Source organism: Thermoactinomyces sp. CICC 10521 (genome assembly GCF_016055135.1).
Lineage (GTDB): Bacteria > Bacillota > Bacilli > Thermoactinomycetales > Thermoactinomycetaceae > Thermoactinomyces_A > Thermoactinomyces_A daqus.
On record NZ_JAECVZ010000010.1, the window covers coordinates 74,186 to 97,442 of the forward strand.

Annotated in this window: 22 protein-coding genes and 2 tRNA genes; 21 read left to right on the plus strand and 3 right to left on the minus strand. The window is 48.4% G+C overall.

Annotated features, from left to right (window positions below):
• Positions 1 to 196: 196 nt before the first annotated feature.
• Complete coding sequence (locus I8U17_RS09140; protein ID WP_052154322.1) at positions 197 to 1,069, plus strand: YitT family protein; 873 nt, start codon at positions 197 to 199, stop codon at positions 1,067 to 1,069.
• Positions 1,070 to 1,233: 164 nt separating this feature from the next.
• Complete coding sequence (locus I8U17_RS09145; RefSeq protein ID WP_033101608.1) at positions 1,234 to 2,553, plus strand: hemolysin family protein; 1,320 nt, start codon at positions 1,234 to 1,236, stop codon at positions 2,551 to 2,553.
• Positions 2,554 to 2,584: 31 nt separating this feature from the next.
• Here I8U17_RS09145 and I8U17_RS09150 read toward each other — a convergent pair whose 3' ends face one another.
• Positions 2,585 to 3,328: a sporulation protein gene (locus I8U17_RS09150; RefSeq protein ID WP_052154316.1), complete on the minus strand. Its 744-nt coding sequence runs from the start codon at positions 3,326 to 3,328 to the stop codon at positions 2,585 to 2,587.
• 254 nt (positions 3,329 to 3,582) lie between these two features.
• On the opposite strand from I8U17_RS09150, the gene asnB reads away from it, so the two are divergent.
• The 19 genes from asnB to I8U17_RS09240 all read left to right on the plus strand — a co-directional run bounded on the left by asnB (position 3,583) and on the right by I8U17_RS09240 (position 21,456).
• On the plus strand, positions 3,583 to 5,427 hold the full coding sequence (gene asnB / locus I8U17_RS09155; protein WP_033101607.1) for an asparagine synthase (glutamine-hydrolyzing): 1,845 nt from the start codon (positions 3,583 to 3,585) through the stop codon (positions 5,425 to 5,427).
• A 121-nt stretch (positions 5,428 to 5,548) separates the two neighbouring features.
• Positions 5,549 to 5,625: transfer RNA gene (locus tag I8U17_RS09160), tRNA-Arg, on the plus strand.
• 353 nt (positions 5,626 to 5,978) lie between these two features.
• Positions 5,979 to 6,110 carry a hypothetical protein gene (locus I8U17_RS18575; protein ID WP_255517819.1) on the plus strand — a complete coding sequence of 44 codons (132 nt, stop codon included), beginning with the start codon at positions 5,979 to 5,981 and terminating at the stop codon, positions 6,108 to 6,110.
• Between the two features lie 104 nt (positions 6,111 to 6,214).
• Positions 6,215 to 6,793, plus strand: coding sequence for a hypothetical protein (locus I8U17_RS09165; RefSeq protein ID WP_033101606.1), 579 nt, complete (start codon positions 6,215 to 6,217; stop codon positions 6,791 to 6,793).
• 434 nt (positions 6,794 to 7,227) lie between these two features.
• On the plus strand, positions 7,228 to 7,830 hold the full coding sequence (locus tag I8U17_RS09170) for a TetR/AcrR family transcriptional regulator (RefSeq protein ID WP_033101605.1): 603 nt from the start codon (positions 7,228 to 7,230) through the stop codon (positions 7,828 to 7,830).
• 89 nt (positions 7,831 to 7,919) lie between these two features.
• Positions 7,920 to 9,983, plus strand: coding sequence for a YhgE/Pip family protein (locus I8U17_RS09175; RefSeq protein ID WP_052154315.1), 2,064 nt, complete (start codon positions 7,920 to 7,922; stop codon positions 9,981 to 9,983).
• A 425-nt stretch (positions 9,984 to 10,408) separates the two neighbouring features.
• Positions 10,409 to 11,350: a metal ABC transporter substrate-binding protein gene (locus I8U17_RS09180; RefSeq protein WP_033101626.1), complete on the plus strand. Its 942-nt coding sequence runs from the start codon at positions 10,409 to 10,411 to the stop codon at positions 11,348 to 11,350.
• The gene (locus tag I8U17_RS09185; RefSeq protein ID WP_198055603.1) at positions 11,347 to 12,102 is read left to right on the plus strand and encodes a metal ABC transporter ATP-binding protein; all 756 of its coding nucleotides are present in this window, start codon (positions 11,347 to 11,349) and stop codon (positions 12,100 to 12,102) included. Before I8U17_RS09180 ends, I8U17_RS09185 begins: the two co-directional genes overlap by 4 nt.
• Positions 12,103 to 12,161: 59 nt before the next feature.
• Entirely contained in the window at positions 12,162 to 13,016 is an 855-nt protein-coding gene (locus I8U17_RS09190; protein ID WP_033101603.1) for a metal ABC transporter permease, read from the plus strand.
• 46 nt (positions 13,017 to 13,062) lie between these two features.
• The gene (locus I8U17_RS09195; protein WP_033101602.1) at positions 13,063 to 13,497 is read left to right on the plus strand and encodes a Fur family transcriptional regulator; all 435 of its coding nucleotides are present in this window, start codon (positions 13,063 to 13,065) and stop codon (positions 13,495 to 13,497) included.
• Positions 13,498 to 13,561: 64 nt separating this feature from the next.
• Positions 13,562 to 14,056 (plus strand): tRNA adenosine(34) deaminase TadA, encoded by a 495-nt coding sequence (tadA, locus tag I8U17_RS09200; RefSeq protein WP_052154313.1) that lies wholly within the window; start codon positions 13,562 to 13,564, stop codon positions 14,054 to 14,056.
• 43 nt (positions 14,057 to 14,099) lie between these two features.
• Positions 14,100 to 15,389 carry an ATP-binding protein gene (locus tag I8U17_RS09205; protein ID WP_198059309.1) on the plus strand — a complete coding sequence of 430 codons (1,290 nt, stop codon included), beginning with the start codon at positions 14,100 to 14,102 and terminating at the stop codon, positions 15,387 to 15,389.
• Between the two features lie 4 nt (positions 15,390 to 15,393).
• Positions 15,394 to 16,320 (plus strand): DNA-binding domain-containing protein, encoded by a 927-nt coding sequence (locus tag I8U17_RS09210; protein WP_198059310.1) that lies wholly within the window; start codon positions 15,394 to 15,396, stop codon positions 16,318 to 16,320.
• Positions 16,321 to 16,491: 171 nt separating this feature from the next.
• A complete protein-coding gene (locus I8U17_RS09215) occupies positions 16,492 to 16,665 on the plus strand; it encodes a hypothetical protein (protein ID WP_198059311.1) in 174 nt (57 codons plus the stop codon).
• A gap of 43 nt (positions 16,666 to 16,708) precedes the next feature.
• A complete protein-coding gene (locus tag I8U17_RS09220) occupies positions 16,709 to 17,977 on the plus strand; it encodes a cation:dicarboxylate symporter family transporter (protein ID WP_033101601.1) in 1,269 nt (422 codons plus the stop codon).
• Positions 17,978 to 18,116: 139 nt separating this feature from the next.
• A tRNA-Ser gene (locus I8U17_RS09225) sits at positions 18,117 to 18,208 on the plus strand.
• A 582-nt stretch (positions 18,209 to 18,790) separates the two neighbouring features.
• Positions 18,791 to 19,219 (plus strand): NUDIX domain-containing protein, encoded by a 429-nt coding sequence (locus tag I8U17_RS09230; RefSeq protein ID WP_052154426.1) that lies wholly within the window; start codon positions 18,791 to 18,793, stop codon positions 19,217 to 19,219.
• Between the two features lie 132 nt (positions 19,220 to 19,351).
• Positions 19,352 to 19,813: a MarR family transcriptional regulator gene (locus I8U17_RS09235; RefSeq protein ID WP_033102202.1), complete on the plus strand. Its 462-nt coding sequence runs from the start codon at positions 19,352 to 19,354 to the stop codon at positions 19,811 to 19,813.
• 173 nt (positions 19,814 to 19,986) lie between these two features.
• A complete protein-coding gene (locus I8U17_RS09240; RefSeq protein ID WP_198059312.1) occupies positions 19,987 to 21,456 on the plus strand; it encodes an MDR family MFS transporter in 1,470 nt (489 codons plus the stop codon).
• Between the two features lie 242 nt (positions 21,457 to 21,698).
• Here I8U17_RS09240 and I8U17_RS09245 read toward each other — a convergent pair whose 3' ends face one another.
• Entirely contained in the window at positions 21,699 to 22,160 is a 462-nt protein-coding gene (locus I8U17_RS09245; RefSeq protein WP_198059313.1) for a DinB family protein, read from the minus strand.
• A gap of 227 nt (positions 22,161 to 22,387) precedes the next feature.
• Positions 22,388 to 23,080 (minus strand): lytic polysaccharide monooxygenase, encoded by a 693-nt coding sequence (locus tag I8U17_RS09250; RefSeq protein WP_198059314.1) that lies wholly within the window; start codon positions 23,078 to 23,080, stop codon positions 22,388 to 22,390.
• Between the last annotated feature and the right edge of the window lie 177 nt (positions 23,081 to 23,257).

The following is a 23,257-nucleotide window of genomic DNA, read 5'->3' on the forward strand; positions in this document are numbered from 1 at the left end:
TCCCATGGACGGATGTCTATGGGATTTTATGCTGTTATGGTGTCTGTTTGTGAACTGATTAAATATTTGTAATAAGCTTATTTCAATAGAGTAAAGCATTACATGGATGCTGTTTACATCTTTTTAATCCTGGTGTTATACTTCCTTTGATCTATACATGATTGCCGCTGCAATTTTCGAAAAAGAGGTGAAAAAGATGGGAGCCGCTGTATATCGCCGCATCATGTCCTTGCCTCCAAGAATCATTCTTTTATTGGAATATATCGAAATTCTCGTCGGTACGGCGATTGTTGCGGTCGCCTTCAATCTGTTTCTGCTGCCCAACCAGATCGCTGCCGGCGGCGTCAGTGGACTCAGTACCATCCTGTATGGAGTATTTGGCTGGAAACCTTCTTACGTGCAATGGGCGGTTAACATTCCGCTGTTTTTTCTGGGCATGCTCTTGCTGGGGAAACAGTTCAGCCTGAAGACACTGGTGGGAACGTCGTTTTTGCCGCTGGTTGTTTACCTGACAGAGGGAATCAAGCCGGTCACCATGAATCCCCTGTTGGCCGCATTATTCGGCGGGATCATGGTCGGACTCGGTCTGGGGATCGTGTTTCGCGGGAAGGGTTCCACCGGCGGAACGGCCTTGATCGGGCAGATGCTTCATAAGTTTACCGGCATTTCCCTGGGAGTTTGCATGATGTTTATCGACGGGATGATCGTTTTGTCCTCTGCCCTTGTGTTCAGTCTGGAACGGGCATTATACGCGATCATCAGTATCTATCTCACCGGAAAAGTGATCGATGTCGTCCAGCTCGGCTTCAGCAATTATGCCAAGATGGCGTTTATTATTTCCGAGAAAGAAGAAGAGATCAAAAACGTGATCCTTCATAAAATCAATCGCGGGGTGACGCGGCTGTCCGGGACTGGCGGCTACACCAATGACAAGCGCCCGGTATTAATGTGTGTACTCGATCAGAGCGAACTGTCCCAATTGAAACAAATCGTTGAAGAAGTGGACCCTTCAGCTTTTGTCATTGTTTCCAATTCGATTGAAGTGCTGGGAAAAGGGCTCCATGCCTGAGACGATGCAACCGAACACCCATTTTGCGGGTGTTTTTTATTTTGATTTGTTAATGAACCCCAAACAGGGAAACATTAACATCAGGCAGGTCGTTTGCTGTGAACGGAAAGGCGGCCCGCCGGAAAAATTTGCAGGAATCGTGATGAGCCCGGGAGGAATCACCCTTGACTGGCTTTACTCATACATTCTTTTATCTACTGCTGGTGTTTGCTTTTGTCTTGATGAACGGATTTTTTGTCGCGGCGGAGTTTGCCATCGTCAAAGTGCGATCGACCCGGATTGCCCAAATCCATAGCCAGCGCGGAAAAATGGCGCAAAATGTGCTGGCTCATCTCGATGCCTATCTGTCGGCGACACAGCTGGGAATCACTTTGGCCTCTCTCGGATTGGGCTGGGTCGGGGAACCGGCAGTCGCCCGTTTGTTGGGAGTGGTTTTCCGCTTTTTTCATCTGCCCGAATGGCTGGTTCACCCTGTTTCTTTTGCCGTTGCTTTTACCATTATCACGTTTTTGCATATTGTGCTGGGGGAAATGGCCCCAAAATCGATTGCCATTCGCAAGGCGGAAGAGGTTACCCTGCGGACGGCCACCTCTCTTCACTGGTTTTACCGAATCTTTAAACCGTTTATCTACATTCTGAACCAGGCGGCCAATCTCGTTTTGCGCCTGATGGGCATCGAGATGACAGAACCGCAGCAAGCTCATACCGAAGAGGAGATCCGCATGCTGATCGCACAAAGCCATCAGAGTGGTGTCATCGACCAAACCGAACTCACCCTCTTTGACAATGTATTTGACTTTACCGACCGGGTGGTTCGCGAAGTGATGGTGCCGCGTGTCAAAATGGTTTGCTTGTACGTGTATGATTCGTTTGCCGAAAACATGGAAACGATCAAAAATGCCCATTTTACACGTTTTCCCCTCTGCGGCGAGGATAAGGATGACGTGCGCGGCATTGTTCATATCCGGGATGTGTACGAACATCTGCTGGCCGGGGAAACTCCCGATCTGGAAAAACTGGTTCGCCCGATGATTGTGGTGCCGGAAACGATGGAGTTGAAAGACCTGCTCAGGGAATTGCAGCGAAACAAGATCGGCATGGCCATTGTCGTCGATGAATACGGCGGAACCTCCGGGCTGGTAACAACAGAGGATATCATTGAAGAGATCTTTGGGGAGATCCAGGATGAATTTGACGATGAACGCCCTTTCTTTCAGAAGGGAAAAGAGGGGGTATCCATCGAGGCCGGTTTGTTAATTGACAATGTCAACGACTACTTTCAGATTCATATCGAGGATGAGGATAACGACACGATCGGCGGATGGCTTTTCTCGCAGTTGGATAAAGTGCCGAAGACGGGAGACGAGGTGAAGTTTGGGGATTTTGTCTTTAAGGTTGAGGAGATGGATCAATTGCGCATTTCCCGGATTTTGGTCAGCAAAAATCCCTCCCCTGTGCCGGTGGAAGAAGAACAGAGGCGATAGCCGCCCTCATGCGACGATCGCCTCCTTATGGTTAAAACGCTTTTCGGTTGAGGATTTCCTTGATCTTGTTCAAAGGATCGCTCATGGTTTGCTGATCATTGATATAAAGGACACTGTCCGGATTATTGTATTCCCACTTCAACGAGGTGAAGAAGGATTGCGAAGAGCGGATCATCTCCAGATCCATCTGGATATGCGTCTGGGTCATGTTAAAGGAAACATTGAGTTCATCGATATACCCGTGGTAACGTCCGGTCGGGCGGAAACAATAGACCTGGGCAAAGGAATGAGGTTTTTGTTCCTTGTCGTAAACATTATAGATTTGGTAGAGAATAAACTCCGCATCTTCAATCTGCTTCAACAGCTTTTGCACCAGCGGGTGCGGGAACACTTCGATTTTGTCTTCATCCGTCGGGTCGACCGCCATTTTGATTTCCACATCGGTTTTCAGATGGATCGGGTATCCGCCCGTGGACATGGGGGTATAGAGAGGTAATTGGATTTGAAACGGGATTTCCTTCACTTCCCCCGGCTGAATGAGGAAAGCGTGAGAAAGCTTAAACTTGCTTAACACATGTTTGGTTTTTTTATTCTGTTTAAGCAAAGTGATGACAAGATAAAGATAAATATCTTCAATTTGCTGTGTAGTCTGACCACCGCGAATCCAGACAGTTCCCCTCACGGTGTCTCCGGCTTGAAACTGATTTTCGGCCAGATTTGTATCGACCCGGGCTGACCCAATTCCCAAGCTTGCCAATGGTTTGAATAAATTCAATGTCTGTAACACTCCTTCGAGTTCACCCTGTTCAAAAAAAGACAAATCCTTTTTAGGTAATGAAATATTTGCCAAATTTAATCATATTATAACCTAAAATCATAGAATGCCAAAACTACTAAATAGACTCAGTTTCTGATGATCATAAAAAAAGTGATCCGAATCAAAAATGACAAGACACCTTTTTCCGACGGTCACATAGGATGAAGAGTAGACATTTGCCTGGATCTTTTGGCAGAAAGGGTGGATGATCCGTGTGCGGAATTACCGGTTGGATCGATTTTGAACGGGATTTAAGCGGGCAATCGGCAATTTTAAACAAGATGAACCAAACCCATGAGAAACGGGGCCCTGACGCCGAAGGGACCTGGATTTCCAAGCATGTTGCCTTGGGGCACCGCCGCTTGATCGTGATTGATCCGGAGGGGGGCACCCAGCCGATGATCAAAAGATTCGGCGATAATCAACTGGTGATCGTCTACAATGGTGAATTGTACAATATGCAGGAACTGAGACTCAAGTTGCTCTCGCTGGGTCATCATTTGCGAACCCGCTCCGACACCGAGTTGGTTTTGACGGCCTATGCCGAATGGGGGATGGATTGTCCGAAGTACTTAAACGGCATTTTTGCTTTTGCCGTTTGGGATGAACGGGAACAGCAACTGTTTATGGCGCGGGACCGCATCGGAGTAAAGCCGCTTTTTTATGCGCGTGTCGGCAGTTCTTTCCTGTTCGGTTCCGAGGTGAAGTCTTTACTTGCCCATCCGCTGGTGCGTCCGGTGATCGATGATGAGGGGATCGCCGAGGTACTGGCAATCGGCCCGGCCCGCACTCCGGGGTCAGGCATTTTTAAGGATGTAGAGGAACTTCGCCCCGGTTTCGCGATGAAGGTGGGACGCGACGGGGTTTTTGCCCGGCCCTATTGGGAACTGGTCAGCAAGCATCATGAAGATGACTTTGATACCACCGTTGACCGGGTGCGCGAGCTTTTTGCCGATGCGGTCAAACGGCAATTGGTATCGGATGTGCCGATTGGGACCATGTTGTCCGGGGGATTGGATTCCAGCGCGATTTCCGCCTGTGCCGCGCGTGTATTTGCAGAGGAAAACCGTGGCGTTCTCTCCACCTTTTCTGTCGACTATATCGATAATGACAAACATTTCAGCGTCAATGAATTTCAGCCGAATGCGGATGGCCCGTGGGCGCGACTGATGGCAGAACATATCGGTTCCGATCACCATATTGTGATGATTGACAATCATGAACTGTTCAGCCATATGAAAGAGGCCATGATCGCGCGGGATTTTCCGGGAATGGCTGATGTGGATGCTTCTCTTTTGCTCTTTTCCCGGGAAATAAAGAAGAAAATGACGGTGGTTTTGTCTGGAGAGTGCGCAGATGAGGTATTTGGCGGTTATCCCTGGTTCCATCGCGAGGAAATGGTGAATGCGGATACCTTCCCGTGGGCGCGGCTGGTGGAAAAGCGAATTCCCTTTATTTCCCCCGACATCGTCAGGCGAATCCGTCCGCTCGAATATGTGCAAACTCGCTATGAAGAAGCATTGGCGGAAGTTCCGCGCCTGTCGGAAGATAACGCCACGGAGGCACGGATGCGCGAACTGTTTTATTTAAATCTCACGCGCTGGATGCCGACCCTCCTTGATCGAAAAGACCGCATGAGCATGGCCTTTGGTCTGGAAGTGCGTGTGCCGTTTTGCGATCATCATTTGGTGGAATACGTCTGGAATGTACCTTGGGCGATGAAAGCGCACAATGGCAGGGAGAAAGGACTCCTCCGCCATGCGATGAAAGGCATCCTGCCGGATGAAGTGATCGAGCGCAAGAAGAGTCCCTACCCCAAAACGCATCATCCGGACTATTTGCGCATAATGCGGGAAAAGGTAAAACGTCTGGCTGAAGATCCGGCTTCCCCGCTCTTCCACCTGCTCGATCGGAAAGCAGTCCAAGAGTTTATCGAGCAAGATCTGACCAAGATTCACCTGCCGTGGTTCGGTCAACTGATGAACGTCCCTGCCTTGCTGGCTTATTGGTTACAGCTAAACGACTGGTTGACCGATTACCAGGTGGAAGTGCAGTAAAACCATCAAAACAAAAGAAGCGGGTCCTTCCGGCAGGAATCCTGCTTCTTTTGTCATCATCGCAGGGGAAGAGGTTGCGGACGGAACGCTCTTCATGTATAATTTTATAAAGAAATTTTATGCGCCCGTAGCTCAGCAGGATAGAGCAGCGGTTTCCTAAACCGCGTGTCGGAGGTTCGAGTCCTCTCGGGTGCGCCAACCTGGTAATGACGCGGATTTAACCGCTGATTTAAACCGCGTGGTTCCCTGCCGCCTAAACCGTGTGACACACGGGAAGAAAGGCGGTTATTTTTATGGGTGAAAACGGAAGCAAAAATGCGGATTGAAAATCGTTTATGCAAGCGTCCTGCCGGATTGGCTTTGTGTTAGTATATAGCAGATCAGGCGACCTTGCCAGATGACCGAGAATAGAAATGAAGTTAATTATAAAAAAATTCTGTATAAATCCGTTGACTTCCGTTGTCTAATTCATAAAAATAAGAATATACGTAAAATATAACCTCGACCACGTCACCGAATACAGCAGATCAAATCTTCAGGAGGCATCCGGTATGCTTAACATATTTGAGTGGTTGGCGATCTCTTATGAAAGGTGCCCGCGTTGCGGTGAAGGGGAGTTGCAGAAAACGAAGGACGGCTACGTAGTTTGTAGCGAATGTGGTTACGAAGAGTATGACGGCTAAGCTCAGGCGCCCGCGCTTTTTGCGGGTGTTTTCTTTTTTGACACAAGGAATAGTCGTTATGATATGGAATAGGTATTAGCATCCATGCACAAGGAGTCGAGCCAATGAAAACGGTAGACGCTTTTTTGAAAGGGTACAAACCCGCATTTTTGGAGGTTCCGAACCACAAGTATACCACGGAAAAATTGGATACGTTGTTGGCAAAATATCCGTATGTTGACGACAAGGCGTATGATTTGCTTGACGGAAAGGCATTTTATTTATTCTTTCAGGATGAAGCGTTGCGTACCCGTTTCCGAGCGGACATGGAGCGGACCGGGTTTACAAAAGGCGAGATTGACCGCGTCCTTGGGATTACACTGGGATTTCCGCCGAAATCAGTTGACTTCTACGTACGGATGATGACGGAAAAACGCAACGGGAACATTGAAGCGTATCAGCGGATGAAAAAACAAAAAGTCGGTATGGGTTATTGCGGCTGTTATTTTGGTTCGGGCGTGGCCGATTTTTTGGAAAATGCGCTTTGGTTGCTTGAACAATACCCCTTCCAGGAAGCGAAAGACGAGGGGATGTTTGTGCGCATAGGCTTGGAAGACCGGCTGCGGGTTCCCGTGAACAGTTACCGTCAACTGACGGAGTTTCACCAATACATATTGCAAAAAAGCAGTGCTATGCCTGTATAAGTTTCAATACAAAACGTACGGTGAACTGTCTGTATGGCAGTTATTTTTTTGCCTTGCAGACATTGGCAAGTTCCCCAAATTCATGCTTAATATACGAATATAAGATTAGATACTTCATATGAGGAATAAGTTACAACTGCGTTATTACGATTAGCGGGGGCAGGGGGCGGGACAGAGAAAAAAAGCAATTGGTAGGCATCCCATCGGAAGGGTTATGAGAATGACCACAATATATTGTGGATACTGTGGATAAAGTTGTGGATATGTGGATATGTCTGTGGAAAAGTCCTGATACCATTGATAAAATAAGAACTTTTCTGTTGCATTGCATTTGAAAACTGGAAAATGTCTTTTGAAAGCTTCATAAAAACCCTTACATCCTTTATACTGAATGTAGTCTCTCTGTAAAGACAGGATATTTTTGGAGGATCGGAATGCGTCACGAAAAAGTGGATATGATTTTTCAAGCAGCTGTTGAGGTTTTTGCCGAAAGTGGATTTGACCAGGCCAAGATGGATGATATCGCGCAGGTGGCGGGGGTTGCGAAAGGTACGATCTATTACCATTTTAAGAGCAAGGAAGAAATGTTTATCGGGCTGATGAATGAGGGAATGCAGAAGCTGATCGACTGTGCGCGGAGAAATGTGGATTTGCACGAGTCACCGACGGAACAGCTAAAAGCATTGATCGCCAGCCATGTTCAGTTTTTCGTGCAAAACAGCAAGCTGGCCAAACTCTTGATCAATGAAGCATTTGGAACGAAGGAACGGCAGCGGCAGTTTCGTTTGAAAGTCCGCGACTATCTCGGGTTAATCGAAGCGGTGTTGATCAGAGGAATGGAGTGCGGGGAGTTTTTCATCAGTCAGCCGCAGGAAGTGGCGAACAGCATTTTTGGGTCGGCCAGTTTTGTCGTATTGCAAAAGATCTACAGTTTGGATGAGTTGACAGAGCAGGAGATTGAGGAAGCATCACCCGTCATGATTTCCACCCTGCATCAGATTCTGCTCGGAAGTATAACAAAATCGTCGCAATATTAGGCTGCTCTTCTCTTGCAATTTTGCAGGGGGAGAGTTATTATTTTTGTACTGACCAGTCAGTTCATAATGCGATGGGAGGGGTGCGGCCGATGAGGGCGAAACCTCATACCTTCGGCTTCAACGCCACCGACGATTTGCGGCGTCTTTGGGCAAACAAGCCGATGCGTCTGGCGCTGATCGGAATTTTGTTGATTCCGCTCGTCTACAGTTTTATTTATTTATCAGCCTTTTATGACCCTTACGCCAATTTGAATAAGCTGCCGGTGGCGGTGGTGAATGAGGACCGGGGGGCGGTGCAAGATGGTGAACCGGTTCATGCCGGTGCTGACCTGGTCGATGAACTGCGAAAAGATCACACAGTGAAATGGGAATTTGTCTCCCGTGAAAGAATGAATCAAGGATTGGCGAACGGGGAGTATTACCTCGGAATCGTGATTCCCCGTCAATTTTCAGCCAAGGCCGTATCCGTAAGCAGTCCCGAGCCGCTCAAAGGGGAACTGGAGTATGTCCATGATGAGAGCAATAACTACCTGACCGAAAAAATCGGCGATTCGATTCAAAAAACGCTGGTCAAAAACCTCGATGAAAAACTGACCCATGTCTACGTCAAGGCGATATTTGATTCGCTGGCCAATTCCACCCGGGATTTGGCCAAAGCTGCCGACGGGGCCGGCCAGTTGGCGGAAAAAACGGGTGAGGCGGCAGCTGGAGCGGGGAGAATGACCGATGGACTGAGAAAGCTTCAGGCGGCGGCTGTGGAAATGGAAAAGGGACAGCTTCGCATGCTGGCCGGGCTGAACGAATTGCATCAGCATGTGGCTCAAGCGAAGGAGCAAATCAATCAGTTGCCTTGGAAGAAGATCGATGAAGCACAATCCTTTGTTCACCAAGTCAATACGGTGATTCAGCAACTGGCGGAACAGCCGCTTCCAGATCCGGGTACAACCACGGCAATGCTGAAACAAAATGCAGAGCAAGCTTCCTTTTCTTCGCAAAAAGAAAAACAGGGGCTGGAAGCATCGCAAGCTTATCTTGACCAATTGGTGCGCCAGCATCCCGATTTGGCGGCAGACCGCGATTTTGCCAAATTGAAGGAATCGCTCGCGCAAGCTGGCCATTATCAGGCGGAAACCAGCGGAAAGTTGAATTCCGTTCAGGCCAAACTGCCCGAGATCGAAAAGGATTGGTCCCGAATTGTAAGCCTGCGCCGGCAAATCGCCGATCGTTCGCAAAAAATGACCGATCAATTTGATCGTGAAGTGGCGAAAATCAAGCAAATGCGAAGCGATGCGAACCGACTGGTTGACGGCGTGAACGCATTGGCTGCGGGAGCCGGCAAGTTGGCGGACGGTCAAAACCAGATGCTGGCAGGAGTGAAAAAGTTAAAAGCGGGCTCGGAGCAGTTGGCCGGCGGGCTGGAGAAAATCGGGCAAGGGCAAGCGCAGTTGGCGGACGGTTTGAATGAGGGTGTGCAGAAAGCGAAAAACGAGCTGCAAGGCGCTGGCAAAAAGGAAGAAGTGATTTCCGATCCGGTGCGGGTGAAAGAAACTTCCCTTCATCCGGTTCCGAACTATGCGACAGGGTTTGCACCTTATTTCATCTCGCTTTCTCTCTGGGTCGGGGCCATGCTCTTGTTTACCATTGTCGACCTGTACCGCGTCCTGAAGGACAAAGGGGAACCGTTATCGCTGACAGCGGGAGGACTGATCGGACTGGGGCAGGCGGCCATCCTCACTTCCGTACTGATGTTTGCGCTTGATCTCAAACCGGTGCGGCCGGGGTGGTTTATCCTGTTTGCGCTGGTGATGTCCGTCACCTTTATCGGCATCAACCAAATGTTGGTCGCGCTCCTGGGAAACGTGGGACGTTTTCTGTCGATTATCATTTTGATGTTGCAGTTGGCGTCCAGCGGAGGAACCTATCCGGTCGAGCTGTTGCCATCCTTCTTTAAAAGCATTCATCCCTACTTGCCGATGACCTACACGGTTCAGGGTTTGCGGATGGCGCTAACTAATGGGAATGTACAGGTGATCGTTCATGACCTCATTCTGTTGCTGATTGTGCTGGCCTTCTCCCTGGCGGTGACGCAAATTCATCTCCGCCTGGGCAAACCGATGATGAAAAAGGCGATTCTCAAATTGAAAAATGCATAAGCAAAAAAATCAGGCTTTCCTTTTTATCTTGGGGAGCCTGATTTTTTTTGGCACTCAATCATACGATAATAGCCGACGTGAATCTGTAAAAGTGAGAATTCATTTTGCGATTCTGCGTTTTGTCTGACATACCTTTCTTTATTCTGACATCGTGAGTTTCATCTCCGGTTTGTGAGGAGAAAGACGGAATGCTTTCTTTTATATTTTCAGTCTTTCACGCCGAAACTAATGAAGAATAAGGGAGCGGATTATCTATCAATGATAAATAACCTTATCACCTTTCTAAATCGTAATATTTACGATTTACAATTACCAGGCATCGGTATATAATGAGTAGGAAGTTTGACAGGGTGGGGAGCCCTTCTGACCGGAAATGGCTACAGATCACCGGAATCGGAATTAATCTGTTTAAAGGTGGAGTTTTTATGCGAAAAAAATGGTTGTCGATTTTGATGCTTGGGTCGGTATTCACCCTCATATTGTCCGGTTGTGGCAAGAGTGGAAACGTTGGGGCTCCGTCAGGAAAAATGCAAGTGGTCACAAGTATTTATCCATTGGAGGATTTTACCGAGAAGATCGGGGGCTCCCATGTACAAGTGACCAATCTGGTTCCGCCGGGAGTGGAGCCGCACGATTACGATCTCAAGCCCCGGGATTTGATGCTGCTTAGCCAGTCTGATCTCTTCATCTATAACGGGGCGGGTCTTGACCCTTACGCGGAGAAGGTGAAACAGTCCCTGGATCCGGAGAAGACGGAAGTGGTCAATGCAACCCGGCACATTCGTTTATTATCCCCGGAGGAGGAAGGGAAGCAAGGAGATGGCCACTCGGGAAGTTCACGTGACCCGCATGTATGGCTGGATCCGGTGCTTGCCAAACAGGAAGCCTTGGCGATCCGCGACGCTCTGATTGCCAAAGATCCCAAACACCGTGCTGATTATGAGAAAAATTACGAGCAGCTGGCCCGGCGCTTTGACCGGTTGAATCAGGAATTCAAAGAGTTGGCCGATAAGGCGCCGCAGAAGGAGTTTGCCGTTTCCCACGCCGCTTTCGGTTATCTGGCCAAACGGTACGGACTCCATCAGCTGGCGGTTTCCGGACTTTCTCCGGAGGATGAACCGAGTCCGCGGGAGTTGGAACAAATTATTCAGCAGCTGCGGGCACACCATATTCATGTCATCCTGTTTGAGACGCTGGTGAGCGGGAAGATTGCGGAAGTGGTGAAGCGGGATGTAAAAGCAGAAGCGGGTGTGCTCAATCCGATCGAAGGACTGACAAAGGAGGAAAAAGCCCAGGGGAAAGATTATTTCTCCCTCATGGAGGAGAATAAGATAAATTTGGCCAAAGCTCTGGGCGTATCCCGATGAGAGAAAATGTGGTTGAAATCAAAAATCTCCATTATTCTTATGAGGAACAGGCAGTGTTGGACGGAATTGATTTGACGGTGAAACAAGGGGAGTTCCTTGGGATTGTCGGACCGAACGGTTCGGGAAAATCCACTCTGGTCAAATGCATTCTCGGTTTGTTGAAGCCGCAGGCAGGTGAGGTGCTCCTCTTCGGCCAGCCGGTTCGCACGCTCGGGGAACGTAGCCGAATCGGATACGTTTCGCAAAAATCGAACAGCTTTAACAGCGGATTCCCCGCGACGGTAAGAGAAGTGGTTGCTTCCGGGCTGTATGGTTCACTCGGATTATTTCGCCGCATGAAAAAGCAGGACTGGGAAAAGGTGGAGGAAGTGATTGCCCAAGTAGGGTTATCGGCGTTTCGGGATCAGAACATCGGCAAACTGTCCGGCGGGCAGCAGCAACGCGCCTTTATTGCCAGAGCATTGGTATCCGATCCCCGGCTGTTGGTGCTGGATGAGCCGACAGTGGGAATCGATGCCAAATCGACGGCACAGTTTTATGACCTGCTGGCCGTCTTGCACCGGGAGGAAGGATTGACTTTGCTCATGGTGACGCACGATCTCAGTGTCCTCTCTTCTCATGTCGACCGGGTGGCGTGCCTGAATAAACGGCTTACCTTCCACGGTCGGCCGGACGAATTTGAGCGCAAGCAAACAGAGATCTTGTCTGCCACTTACGGGCATGAGATCCAATTGGTCAGCCACGGACACTAAAAAGGTAAATTCAAAATTGGATAGGAGGGTAGTGCCGGGATCCGGGCACTCTTTTCGCTATGATTGAGATGCTGTTTCAGTTTGAATGGATGCGCAATGCATTGCTGGCGGGTGTTATGATCGGCTTGATTTCCCCGCTTGTCGGTGTTTACCTCGTGGTGAGGCGAATGTCCCTCATCGCCGATGCCTTGTCTCATGTCACTCTCTCGGGTGTGGCAGCCGGGCTGTTGCTGCAAAAGGATTTTGCCTGGGCCGGGTGGCTCAATCCGATTTATCTGGGCATGGTCTTTTCGGTGATCGGTTCCGTCTTTGTGGAACAACTGCGCCGTCTGTACCGCACCTTTCAGGAGATCGCCATTCCGATCATCCTCTCCGGCGGCGTCGGTTTGGGCGTTGTTCTGATCAGTGCGGCGAACGGGTTTAATGTTGACATCGCCGGTTACCTGTTCGGGAGCATTCTGGCGGTCGGCCGGCAGGAATTGCTGTTGATGGCGGTGGTCAGCGGCATTGTTCTTCTTTTTCTTCTTATCTTTTACAAGGAATTATTCGCACTTTCTTTTGATGAAGAACATGCATTCCTGACAGGGATTCCCCGCCGGTTGCTTAATTTCTTGTTTATCGTGGTGGTTGCCCTGGTGATCGCCGCTTCGATCCGCGTGGTCGGCATCCTGCTCGTTTCCGCTTTGATGACCATTCCGGTTGCTGCCAGTTTGCAGTTTACGAACAGTTTCCGCCAGACTTGTATTTGGTCGGTGATCTTTGCACAAATCGCTGTATTATGCGGCCTGTTTGCGGCTTACTATCTCAATTGGGCTTCGGGCGGAACAATCGTCCTTGTCTCCATCGTCATCTTTTTGCTCATTTTGCTCATCAAGAAATCGCTTTTTCTATTTCGACGCCGAAAAATAGGTTAAAATAGTAGCGAGAACCCAAGAGAGGATTAACACAGGGGCGAGATACATGAATTTGCAAAAAGCGCTGGACCTGCTGAAGGAAAAAGGATATAAGAACACCGGGAAACGGGAGACGATTTTAAATATCTTTGCCGAGCAGCAGCGGTATTTGACCGCCAAAGAAGTGCTCGACCTGATGCAAGCTGATTTTCCGGGACTCAGCTTTGATACGGTTTACCGCAATCTGGCCTTGTTTGAAGAGCTGGGCATTGTCGAAGCAACGGAATGGAACGGGGAGCGCCGCTACCGGTTTCATTGCGGCGGAGAGCATCATCATCACCATATTATCTGCACGGAATGCGGCAGAACGCGTACGATCCACCTCTGTCCGATGAATGCCATTCTCGGTAACCCGGAAAATTTTGCGATTACCGGTCACAAGTTTGAAATCTATGGAGTTTGTTCCGATTGCGCACCCGGAACATCCTCCGCCCGACACTAGCAGATGCAGCAGATGGCTGGCCGGAGAGGTCAGCTTTTTTTATGGAGAAGGAGCGAACGACATCATGGATTATCAAACCTTTATGCGCGAAGCATTGGCAGAAGCAAAAAAAGCGGAAGAGATCGGGGAGGTGCCGATCGGTGCGGTCGTTGTCAGAAATGGTGAAGTGATCGGTCGCGGGCACAATTTGCGTGAGACGACTCATGATCCGACGGCGCATGCGGAGATCATCGCCATTCGTGAAGCGGCAGGGGCGGTCGGCGGATGGCGGTTGAATGACTGCGACTTGTACGTTACTTTGGAACCTTGCCCCATGTGTGCCGGGGCGATTCTCCAGGCGCGGATCGCCAACGTCATCTACGGGACAGCCGATCCGAAGGCGGGGTGTGCGGGAACTTTGATGAATCTGCTTGACGACGGGCGTTTTAATCACCAGACGGCGGTGGTTACCGATGTATTGCAGGAGGAGTGTGCTGCTCTCTTGTCCGATTTTTTCCGCAGGCTGCGGCAAAAACGAAAACTGGAGAAAGAAGCGGCACGGAATCGGACAAATGAGTAAAAATGGAACGGCCAATCCGGTATAATAAAAGAACCAGCACATGATGGAAGGGGGAAGAATCATTCGGCTGTTAAAGGATAACCGCATCCTGGTTTTGCTGATGGCGATTTTGGTCCCGCTGGCCGGGGAATTTAACATCCGGCCGTTCCATGACGACTACCGGGTCAGCTTCGGAATCCCCATCTTTTTCTTCTTTTTGTTCGTCATCCGCAAAATCCATCCGGTCATCTCCGGAGTGATTGTCGGGTTTGCCGTTCTCGTTCTGCGCATCTCCCTTGATTTTTTCAATTCGGTGCCGTTTGACTTTTTATTATCCGTACGAACTCATATTCCAGCCAGCATCTTTTATATCATTTATGGTCTTTTTTTTCATTTGGCGAAAATAAACCGTTTTCAACAGGAAGCCGAAGTGATCGGGTTTTTGGGGATGGGCGTGGAGATTGTCGCAAGTTTGAGCGAATTGGCATTGCGCCACTTTTTATCTGACGAACCGTTTTCCGTACCGATGGTCGGGAAGATTGTCCTGATTGCCTTTGTGCGCAACTTCTTTGTCCTCGGGGTGATCTTTAGCGTTTTTAAAGACAAAAAAGTGCAGGAAGATCAGAAAATCATGTTGGAATCCCATTTGTATGAAGTGAATATTCACCTGGAAAAGACGTTGCAATATGCTGATGAAATCACCAAGGACGGACAGGAGCTGTACCGGCGTCTGATGAGAATCGGGTCGGCTAGCGGTCATCCCGAAGTGATCCGCCATGCCCAGGATGTGCTGGGAATGGCCAAGAAAGTGCATGATATTAAACAGGATAATAAGCGGATCATCTCCATTCTGTCCAAGCTGCTGTCCAAAAAGAGCTCCCCGGACCGGATTCGGCTGGATGAACTCGGTTATATCGTCGTACGCGCCAATCAATACTATGCCGAAAAATTGAACAAAGAGATCCACATCTCTCTTGATACTGAAAATTGCGAACTATATATTGATGCGTTTACGGTTTTGTCCCTGATCAACAATTTGGTATCCAACAGCGTGGAAGCGATCGAAAAGAAAGGCATGATCCGCATTTCCCTTCGCCGCCGCAAGAACTGGCTGACCTTCACCATTGCGGACAATGGACCGGGCATCCAGGCCAAGCGGCTGCAACGCATATTTGAAGCGGGCTACACGACGAAACTCCTCGAGCGAAAAGATCCCTTTTCCGGACTGGGTTTATCTTACGTAAAAGAAGAAGTGCAAAAGCTGGGTGGGCGCATTGAAGTGAAAAGCTCCCCGGACCGGCGCGAAACGATTTTTACCATTCACTTGCCGGTTGAGCGGTTGTTAAGGGGGTGAGACGATGCGTTTTTATATCGTCGATGATGATAAAACCACCCGATGGATTTTGGCGGAAATTATTGAAGAAGGCGGTCTCGGAGAAGTGGTGGGTGAAGCGGAGAACGGTGCGCAGATCGACAGCAATCTGCTCAGGATGAAGCGGGTTGATATTCTTCTGATCGATCAGATGATGCCGGAGCGGGACGGCCTGGAAACGATACGGCAACTGCAGGATTTTCAAGGCAAAATCGTGATGATCTCCCAGTTCAGCAGCGAGGAGATCAAAGAAGAAGCGTATGCGCTCAAGATCGAATACTATATCACCAAACCGATTGTCCGAAATGAGGTAAACCGCATCCTGACCAATATTTGCGAGATGATCCGCAAAGAGGCTCTGATCCACAGCATTACCCAGGGGGTTCTGGGGTATCAGTCGGGCCGCCTGATGGAAGGGCAAAAAGGAAAACAGCCTGGACGAAGTCTGGCCGACGCGGGAAAAGCCATCTTGAAGGAACTGTCGATCAACAGCGAGAGCGGAAGTGCCGATCTGCTGGATATCCTGCGCATTCTTGAGCGAAATCAGGAACGGGCAGAGACGGAGTTTCCGATATTGAAGTCCCTGTTTCAGCAAGTGGCCGAGGAGCGGCTGGGCACAGCGAAAAAGGAGACCGAGATTGCCAAAGAAGTGAAGGCGATGGAGGCGCGCATTCGCCGGGCGATTATTCGGGCCATGCACTATATGGCTTATCTCGGCTCAGATGATTTTCACAATATTAACTTTGAGAACTATGCGCACCGCTACTTTGATCTGGAAGAGATTCATCGCCTGATCAAGGAAATGAAAAAGAGCAAAGGTGCGGTGAAAAGCAGCGAGATGAATCCACGGGTGCAGATGCGCAAATTTATCAGCAATCTGTATGAAGATGCCAGGATGATGGCGATGGAGTAAGCCTTTTCCCCGAGTGGGGAGAGGGCTGTTTTAATTTCATTTCCATTACTCGAAAAAGTGTGTCAAATTTTTGTACGTTTTTATAGGTTTTTGTAGGTTCATTTCTATAATAAAATTACCTTCTTCACCCCCGAAGAAGAAATGAGGGTGTTTTACACGGAGGGATGCCCCGTGAAACGGGAAGGTCTTTGGCGTGTACTTTTTATCGGTTTGGTCTTGGGAATGACGGCGGAGCAGTATCTGAATCAACACCCTTCGGCTCAAGGCTGTATCATCACTTTGTGGGATTTTTCGTTTGAAATGTTGAAAACCATGGTATTGTCTGTTGTCGGCGTATTATATTGACCATTTTTTAACCTGATAAATACGAATATTCGGAGGTGCGCGTGTGAAACGGATTAGTCTGGCGTGGCAGATCCTGATCGGTTTGGTGCTTGGGATTGCAGTAGGAGCTGTCTTTTACGGGAATCCGGCTGTAGAAACCTATCTGCAGCCGGTGGGCGATATCTTTTTGCATCTGATTAAAATGATCGTCGTCCCGATTGTCTTCTCCACTTTGGTCGTCGGTGTTGCCGGGGTGGGGGATGTGAAGAAGCTGGGCAAGCTGGGCGGAAAAACGATTCTCTACTTTGAGATCATTACCACGATTGCGATCATCGTCGGCCTTCTCGTGGCCAATATCGTTCAGCCGGGTGACGGCGTGAATATGAAACAGCTGACGAAAACGGATATTCAGTCGTATGTGGATACGGCGAATCAGCAAAACACTCACAGCTTTGTCGACACCGTTGTCGGAATTGTACCGACAAATCCGTTTGCCGCCTTTGCCAATGGCGACATGCTGGCCGTCATCTTTTTCTCCGTCATGTTCGGTTTGGCCGTTGCCGCCATCGGGGAAAGAGGAAAGCCGGTGCTGGCCTTTTTCAAAGGGGCGTCGGATGCGATGTTCTGGGTGACCAACAAGGTGATGCGGTTTGCCCCGTTCGGCGTGTTTGCCCTGATCGGGGTGACCATTTCCAAGTTCGGCATTCACTCTCTGGTTCCGCTGCTGAAACTGGTGTTGTCCGTTTACGGAGCCATGATCTTGTTTGTCGTCCTGATTCTTGGGCTCGTTGCCAAATTCGTCTGCAAGGTCAATCTGTGGACAATGATCAAAATCCTGAAAGACGAATTGATCCTGGCCTATTCCACCGCCAGTTCTGAAACCGTTCTCCCGCGCATCATGGAGAAAATGGAGAAATTCGGCTGTCCCAAATCGATCACTTCCTTTGTCATTCCGACCGGGTATTCGTTCAACCTGGACGGTTCCACCCTGTATCAGGCGCTGGCGGCTTTGTTTATCGCGCAGATGTATAATATTCATATGCCGATCGAAAAACAGATCATGCTCGTACTTGTCCTGATGCTAACCTCAAAAGGCATAGCCGGAGTTCCGGGCGTTTCCTTTGTCGTCTTGCTGGCAACCCTCGGTTCCGTGGGGATTCCCCTAGAAGGGCTCGCCTTTATCGCCGGTATCGACCGCATCCTTGATATGGGACGCACCGCCGTCAACGTTGTCGGCAACTCCCTTGCTGCAGTTGTCATCTCCACCTGGGAAAAACAATACGACCGGGAAAAGGGGAATGCCTACGCCCGAGGAGAAGGGGAAGCGGCGTAAGGAGCAAAGTGAAACCATTTCCCGCCACATTCTTCACCAAGGGAAAAAGGGCAAAAACTGTTTCTCCCCTGCCCTTTTTTCCTTGACTTTTTTTTATTTATCCTATAAAATGTTTTAGTGTCTGGTACTTCATATATATGGAGAGGTGTCCGAGTGGTCGAAGGAGGCGGTCTCGAAAACCGTTGTGCGGGGCAACTCGTACCGTGGGTTCGAATCCCACCCTCTCCGCCAAAACACAAGGGTTTCGCAAATGCGGAGCCCTTTTTGTTTTTCCGGAATCGGGGAACCTTCCGATGAACTTCTAATGTTAGTCAGCTAAAGTGTTTTGATTCGGAATATTGAAAAACCAAAATAAATGTTTATGCTTGGAGTAAAAACAAAGGAGTTGTTTTGATATGGCGTCCGTCTGTCACAAGACTATACCATCAGGTGAGATCTACTGACAGCGGACATTCTCGAACGTTGATTGTAGGGGCCTTGATATATCGCAATTTTCAATACAGATTACCGAACCTTCCTTCTCTGGAGAAATGGAGTTTTAAAGAGAAGGAACTTTTCGGAGAGGAGTCTGTGTTTAGAGAAAGGAGACAAAGGAGAGCTGGGAACCGCGTGAACGGGGCAGATGGGGCTGATGACCGGATCTGCCCCTTTTATCATCTTTAATCGGGAGCAGGAGAAGAAGTAAAGTCTGTGTAATCGTTTAAAAATGCAGTTGTGAAAAATAATTGAGCGTTTCACATCGCTCAATACCGGATCAGGCAGATTCGGAGTTTTTGTACGGGGGAATCAAATAGGATGAAATGAGGGATTGGAGTGTATCAGAAAATTGTTTGTACAGGATTTATTTATCATCAGGGAAAGACGCTTATTGTGGAGCGGTCTTCACGAGAAACTTTTTTGCCCGGATATTATGAGTTGCCCGGAGGACAGGTTAATTTTGGTGAAGACCCGGGTGATGCGCTGAAACGGGAATTTCGCGAAGAAGTGGATTTAAATGTTGAAGTCGTCAAGCCGTACAAAGTCTTTTCTTATCTTTCGGAGAACGGAAACAGACATACAGTGGAAGTCGTTTTTTTGGTTAGGCTTGCAGATGACCCGGCAAATATCCGATTAAGTGAAGATCATTCTGCATATCAGTGGATTTCCGGAAATGAGGTTCGGAATTATCTCATTAGCGAAGAGACCAAAGATTCAATTTTTCGGGGATTTAAAGCTGTGCCGCCTGAAATGGTCAGTCGCTGAATACCCAATCCCCTCCTGCATGGGGATTGGTATAATGGGAGGGAAAAGGGATAAACTGTAAATCTCTTAAAGCCAAGGGAGTTGAAACAAAAAATATAATAGAGTTAACGGATCGAAAGCGGGGGACTGGAGATGAACAAAAAAGACCAGCTTATTATGGGTTTCCGGGACTTGTTCAACAAGTATGTCTCGCTTAATAAGCCTAAGATGGAAGAAAGGCTTAAGGGTTATAAGCCTTCTGAAGTGCATTGCATCGAATACATCGGAAATCATGTGCATCCCAACGTGACCAAACTTGCGGAATCCCTTTATATGACCAGAGGTGCGATAAGCAAAATAACTAGGAAGCTTATTGAAAAAGGACTGATCGAGAGTTACCAGAGGCCGAATAACAAGAAGGAAATCTATTTCAGGCTTACTGAGCAGGGGAAGGAAATATATAAAATTCATAAAGAGCTTCACAAAGAGTTTCAAGAGCGGGATAAAGCTGTATTCGAGCAGATCACCGAGGAAGAATATGACAGTATGCTTCGCTTTGTGGAAAAATACAGAAGGCATTTAGATGAAGAAATAAAGAAACAGGGTGGCAGATAGTAGACAGGAATCAATTTCAATAATGAAAATGTAATCCAATCCCGGGCAGCCCAAGTCCATTAAGGAGCAGGCTGCCTTTTTATTGTTGTTTGATTGTTGACATGGAAACAAAAACACGATAACCTGATTATGTTTCCTAGGAAATAATAATGCCTCGTTTAAGGAGGGGTTTTATGACGAAAGATCAGACAAAAGATAGAGGATTGCCAAAAGAAATTCTCATGGCCGCCTGGGCTATTGCATTGGGAGCAATTGCGCCAATGCTTGACTCAACCATGGTGAACATCGCCGTCGACCAACTGAGTAAGGAGTTCAACACAACTTTGGACACGATTCAGTGGGCCATTACAGGTTATGTGTTAGCCCTTGCGATGGCAGTTCCGCTATCTGGATGGCTTATGAACAAATTTAATGGAAAGAAGATCTACATCGGCACGGTTATCGCTTTTGGTGTCACTTCCGTTCTTGCCGGAATCAGTTGGGACATTTCCAGTTTCATTTTCCTCCGGATCCTCCAAGGATTCAGTGCCGGGATTATCACCCCGCTCATGTCCACACTCTTGGTTAAAACAGCGGGTCCGGAAAATCTGGGGAAGGTGATGGCGATTGTCAGCACGCCCATGATCTTCGGGCCGATTTTGGGACCTGTCATCGGGGGGCTCATCGTCCAGGGGGCATCATGGCAGTGGATTTTCTTCATCAACGTATTTATCGTTTTGATTGCTGCACCACTGATGATGAGAACGATTCCGGAATTTGAACCATTCAACAGAGACAGTAAACTCGATGTTTTTGGGATGATCAATTTGTCCTTGATGAGTGCGGCATTGATCTACGGGATTACGAAAGCGGCCGACCATGCATCATTTAACAATGGCGAAACAATCCGATGGATGGGTATTGGCCTTGTTTTGGCAGCAATTTACCTTGGATATAACCGAATCAGAAAGAATCAAACCGTGCTGCCGATGAATTTGTTTGCGCACAAGAGCTTCCTGGCATCAAGCATCGGTTTGTTCTTGGCGAATATTGCCGTCATGGGTCCCATGTTAATCCTTCCGTTGTTCTTCCAAAACTTCCGTTACTTCACGGCCATCGAAGCAGCGCTTGCGTTAATCCCTCAGGGACTCGGGATGCTCGTTACCAGGCCGTTCATCGGAAAAATGATTGATAAGGTCGGAGCCAAATATGTGGTTATGGTTAGCCTGGTTCTTTCGCTGATCGGATCTGTTCCGCTTATCTTTATCACTGATCAAACAAGCATGATTTGGATTTCTGTTGTACTGTTCATCCGTGGCACCAGTTTTGGGGGAATTATGCTCCCGTTGACGAGTGACGCTTATACTGGACTTGACAGCAGACAACTTCCGGAAGCAGGTGTGGGTATCAATATTATTGAAAATCTCGGTTCAAGCTTTGGTTCGGCTGTGATTGCAACTGTTGTCGCAACTGTCGTACAGGGATCACAACCGACGATTGCGAATGGATTGAAGGGTTATCATGCCGGATTCCTGGTTTCTGCAATGATCCTTGCCATCATCTTCATTCCGGGTCTGTTCCTCACAAATAAAAAGCGAAGTGAACAAAGGGTGACAAGTGGTGGGGATTCGGGCATAAAAAAAGATTGCCGGATCCAATCCTGATCAAATGGGGTGGTTCTTTGTGGGGGAGGTCTTGACCATTTGAATTCCCTCTATGTCATCGGGCGATTTCCCGCTTTTACATTGGCCCGAACGGGGATGGTGCTGCCGATTTCTGACAGATGTGAATTGTCGGACGCACGGGGGGGGGAGCCAGCCTGCCGGCAGCAGGAGTTCCGCCCGTGCGGGACAGGAACGGGGATGAGACATCCCGTGTTGAATGTCATGAATCAAGCTTGCGGAGATTAGATTTGCCCTTGAATGGTCCGCTTCAAAGCATTCATATAGCCCAGATGAAGGCTTTCGTGCGAGTTTGTGAAACTAAAGAGCGCACCAACTGTTTCGATGTTGAGGTTGTTTGGGAAGTTCAGGGGTTTTTCCAGCTTTTCCCCCAACCGGTTGGAAAAGGCCTCTTTCAATTGTGCCGTTTGTTCCCGCAATTGGGAAGTTAATGTCTCCAGCGTCGGGACTTCCCCTGTCCAGTCAGACGGTTTGGTTCCGGGCCAGAAAAGTTCTTTATAGTTTGCGGGGAGACTTTCCAAACCGAAAAACACATCAGAGACGATCAGGATATGACCTGCATTCCAGCGAATGGTATTGTTGAATCCTTGCGGCATTTGGTCGGCGACTTCTTCTGAAGTTTCCTCCAGGAATTTCAGGATACGACCCCGTAACACGTCGAAATACCCAGTCACAAAGTGTTCCATCTTCATCCCACCTATAAGAGTTGTACTCATAATCAATAACAATTATAAAATATGAAAACGAGAACGGAAATAGAAGCTTGCTGTCGGCACCGCAGGGGATGATCGCCGGAAAAAACGCTGTTCCGAACGGAAAAAGAGACACCGTGGTCACAGTGTCTCATATTGTTGCAAAGGTTTTGATTTAAAGAACAACTGGCGTTTTCAGAACCCTTTCGGTGGCACTCACTTCAATTACCGGGCCAAAGAGATTTTAACCAATTGATCATACTGGGGATCGGGGCATCGGTGTTTTGGGGTGTCGATTTTTGTGCAGCTAAATTATTGTTCACCAAATTCACATCGACCGCCTGATAAAAGGCGTTTCCGGTATCGGCGATTTCCCAGACTCCCAAGATCACGTGATAGCCGCTGCGGTCCGTCGGAACATTGCACGTATGCGTGACTGTATTTGGGGGACGTTTTCCGTCACCAGGGTAATAACAGAAAAGCTCAAGTTCATCACGGCTCAGGGGTTTGTTCGGATTCCATCCTTTCTTGGTGATGTAATATTTCCACTCTTTTGTGGCATGCGGCGCGGTCAGGTACCATTGGAAGGTGTTTGCACCCCCGTGGATGGTGACTTTCTGCCAGCGGCTCTCTGTTTGTACGTTCAGTTCCGGAAAGCGGCCGGTTCCGGCGAGTTGCCCGTCCGGCGGGCCGGATTGCGGAAATGATCCCGGTCCTTCGACGCTCTGGGGCTCCCACTGAATTTGTCCGCAGTTTGTGTTTACCCCCTGTTTGCACAAATAAGCCCGGCTTGCCGGCGACTCGATGTAACCGTGTGCGGAGGCACTGGCGGCAAATGTCATTGTGCCGGCACCAACCAACAACATCATGAGGCAGGCAGTTAGCATTTTGGACCAGAAAACTGATTTTGCCATGGAAACAACCCTCCTGGTTTAAAATACAAAATATTCTATATATAATTATTCTAATTTATATTTGTAGAGTTGTCTATACAATTGAGCGGAAAGAACGGTGGAATGGGTTGTTGATGATTTAATTCATTTTTTGTAGATAAAAATACATCAGATAAGTTGAAATATTTGATTTTTATA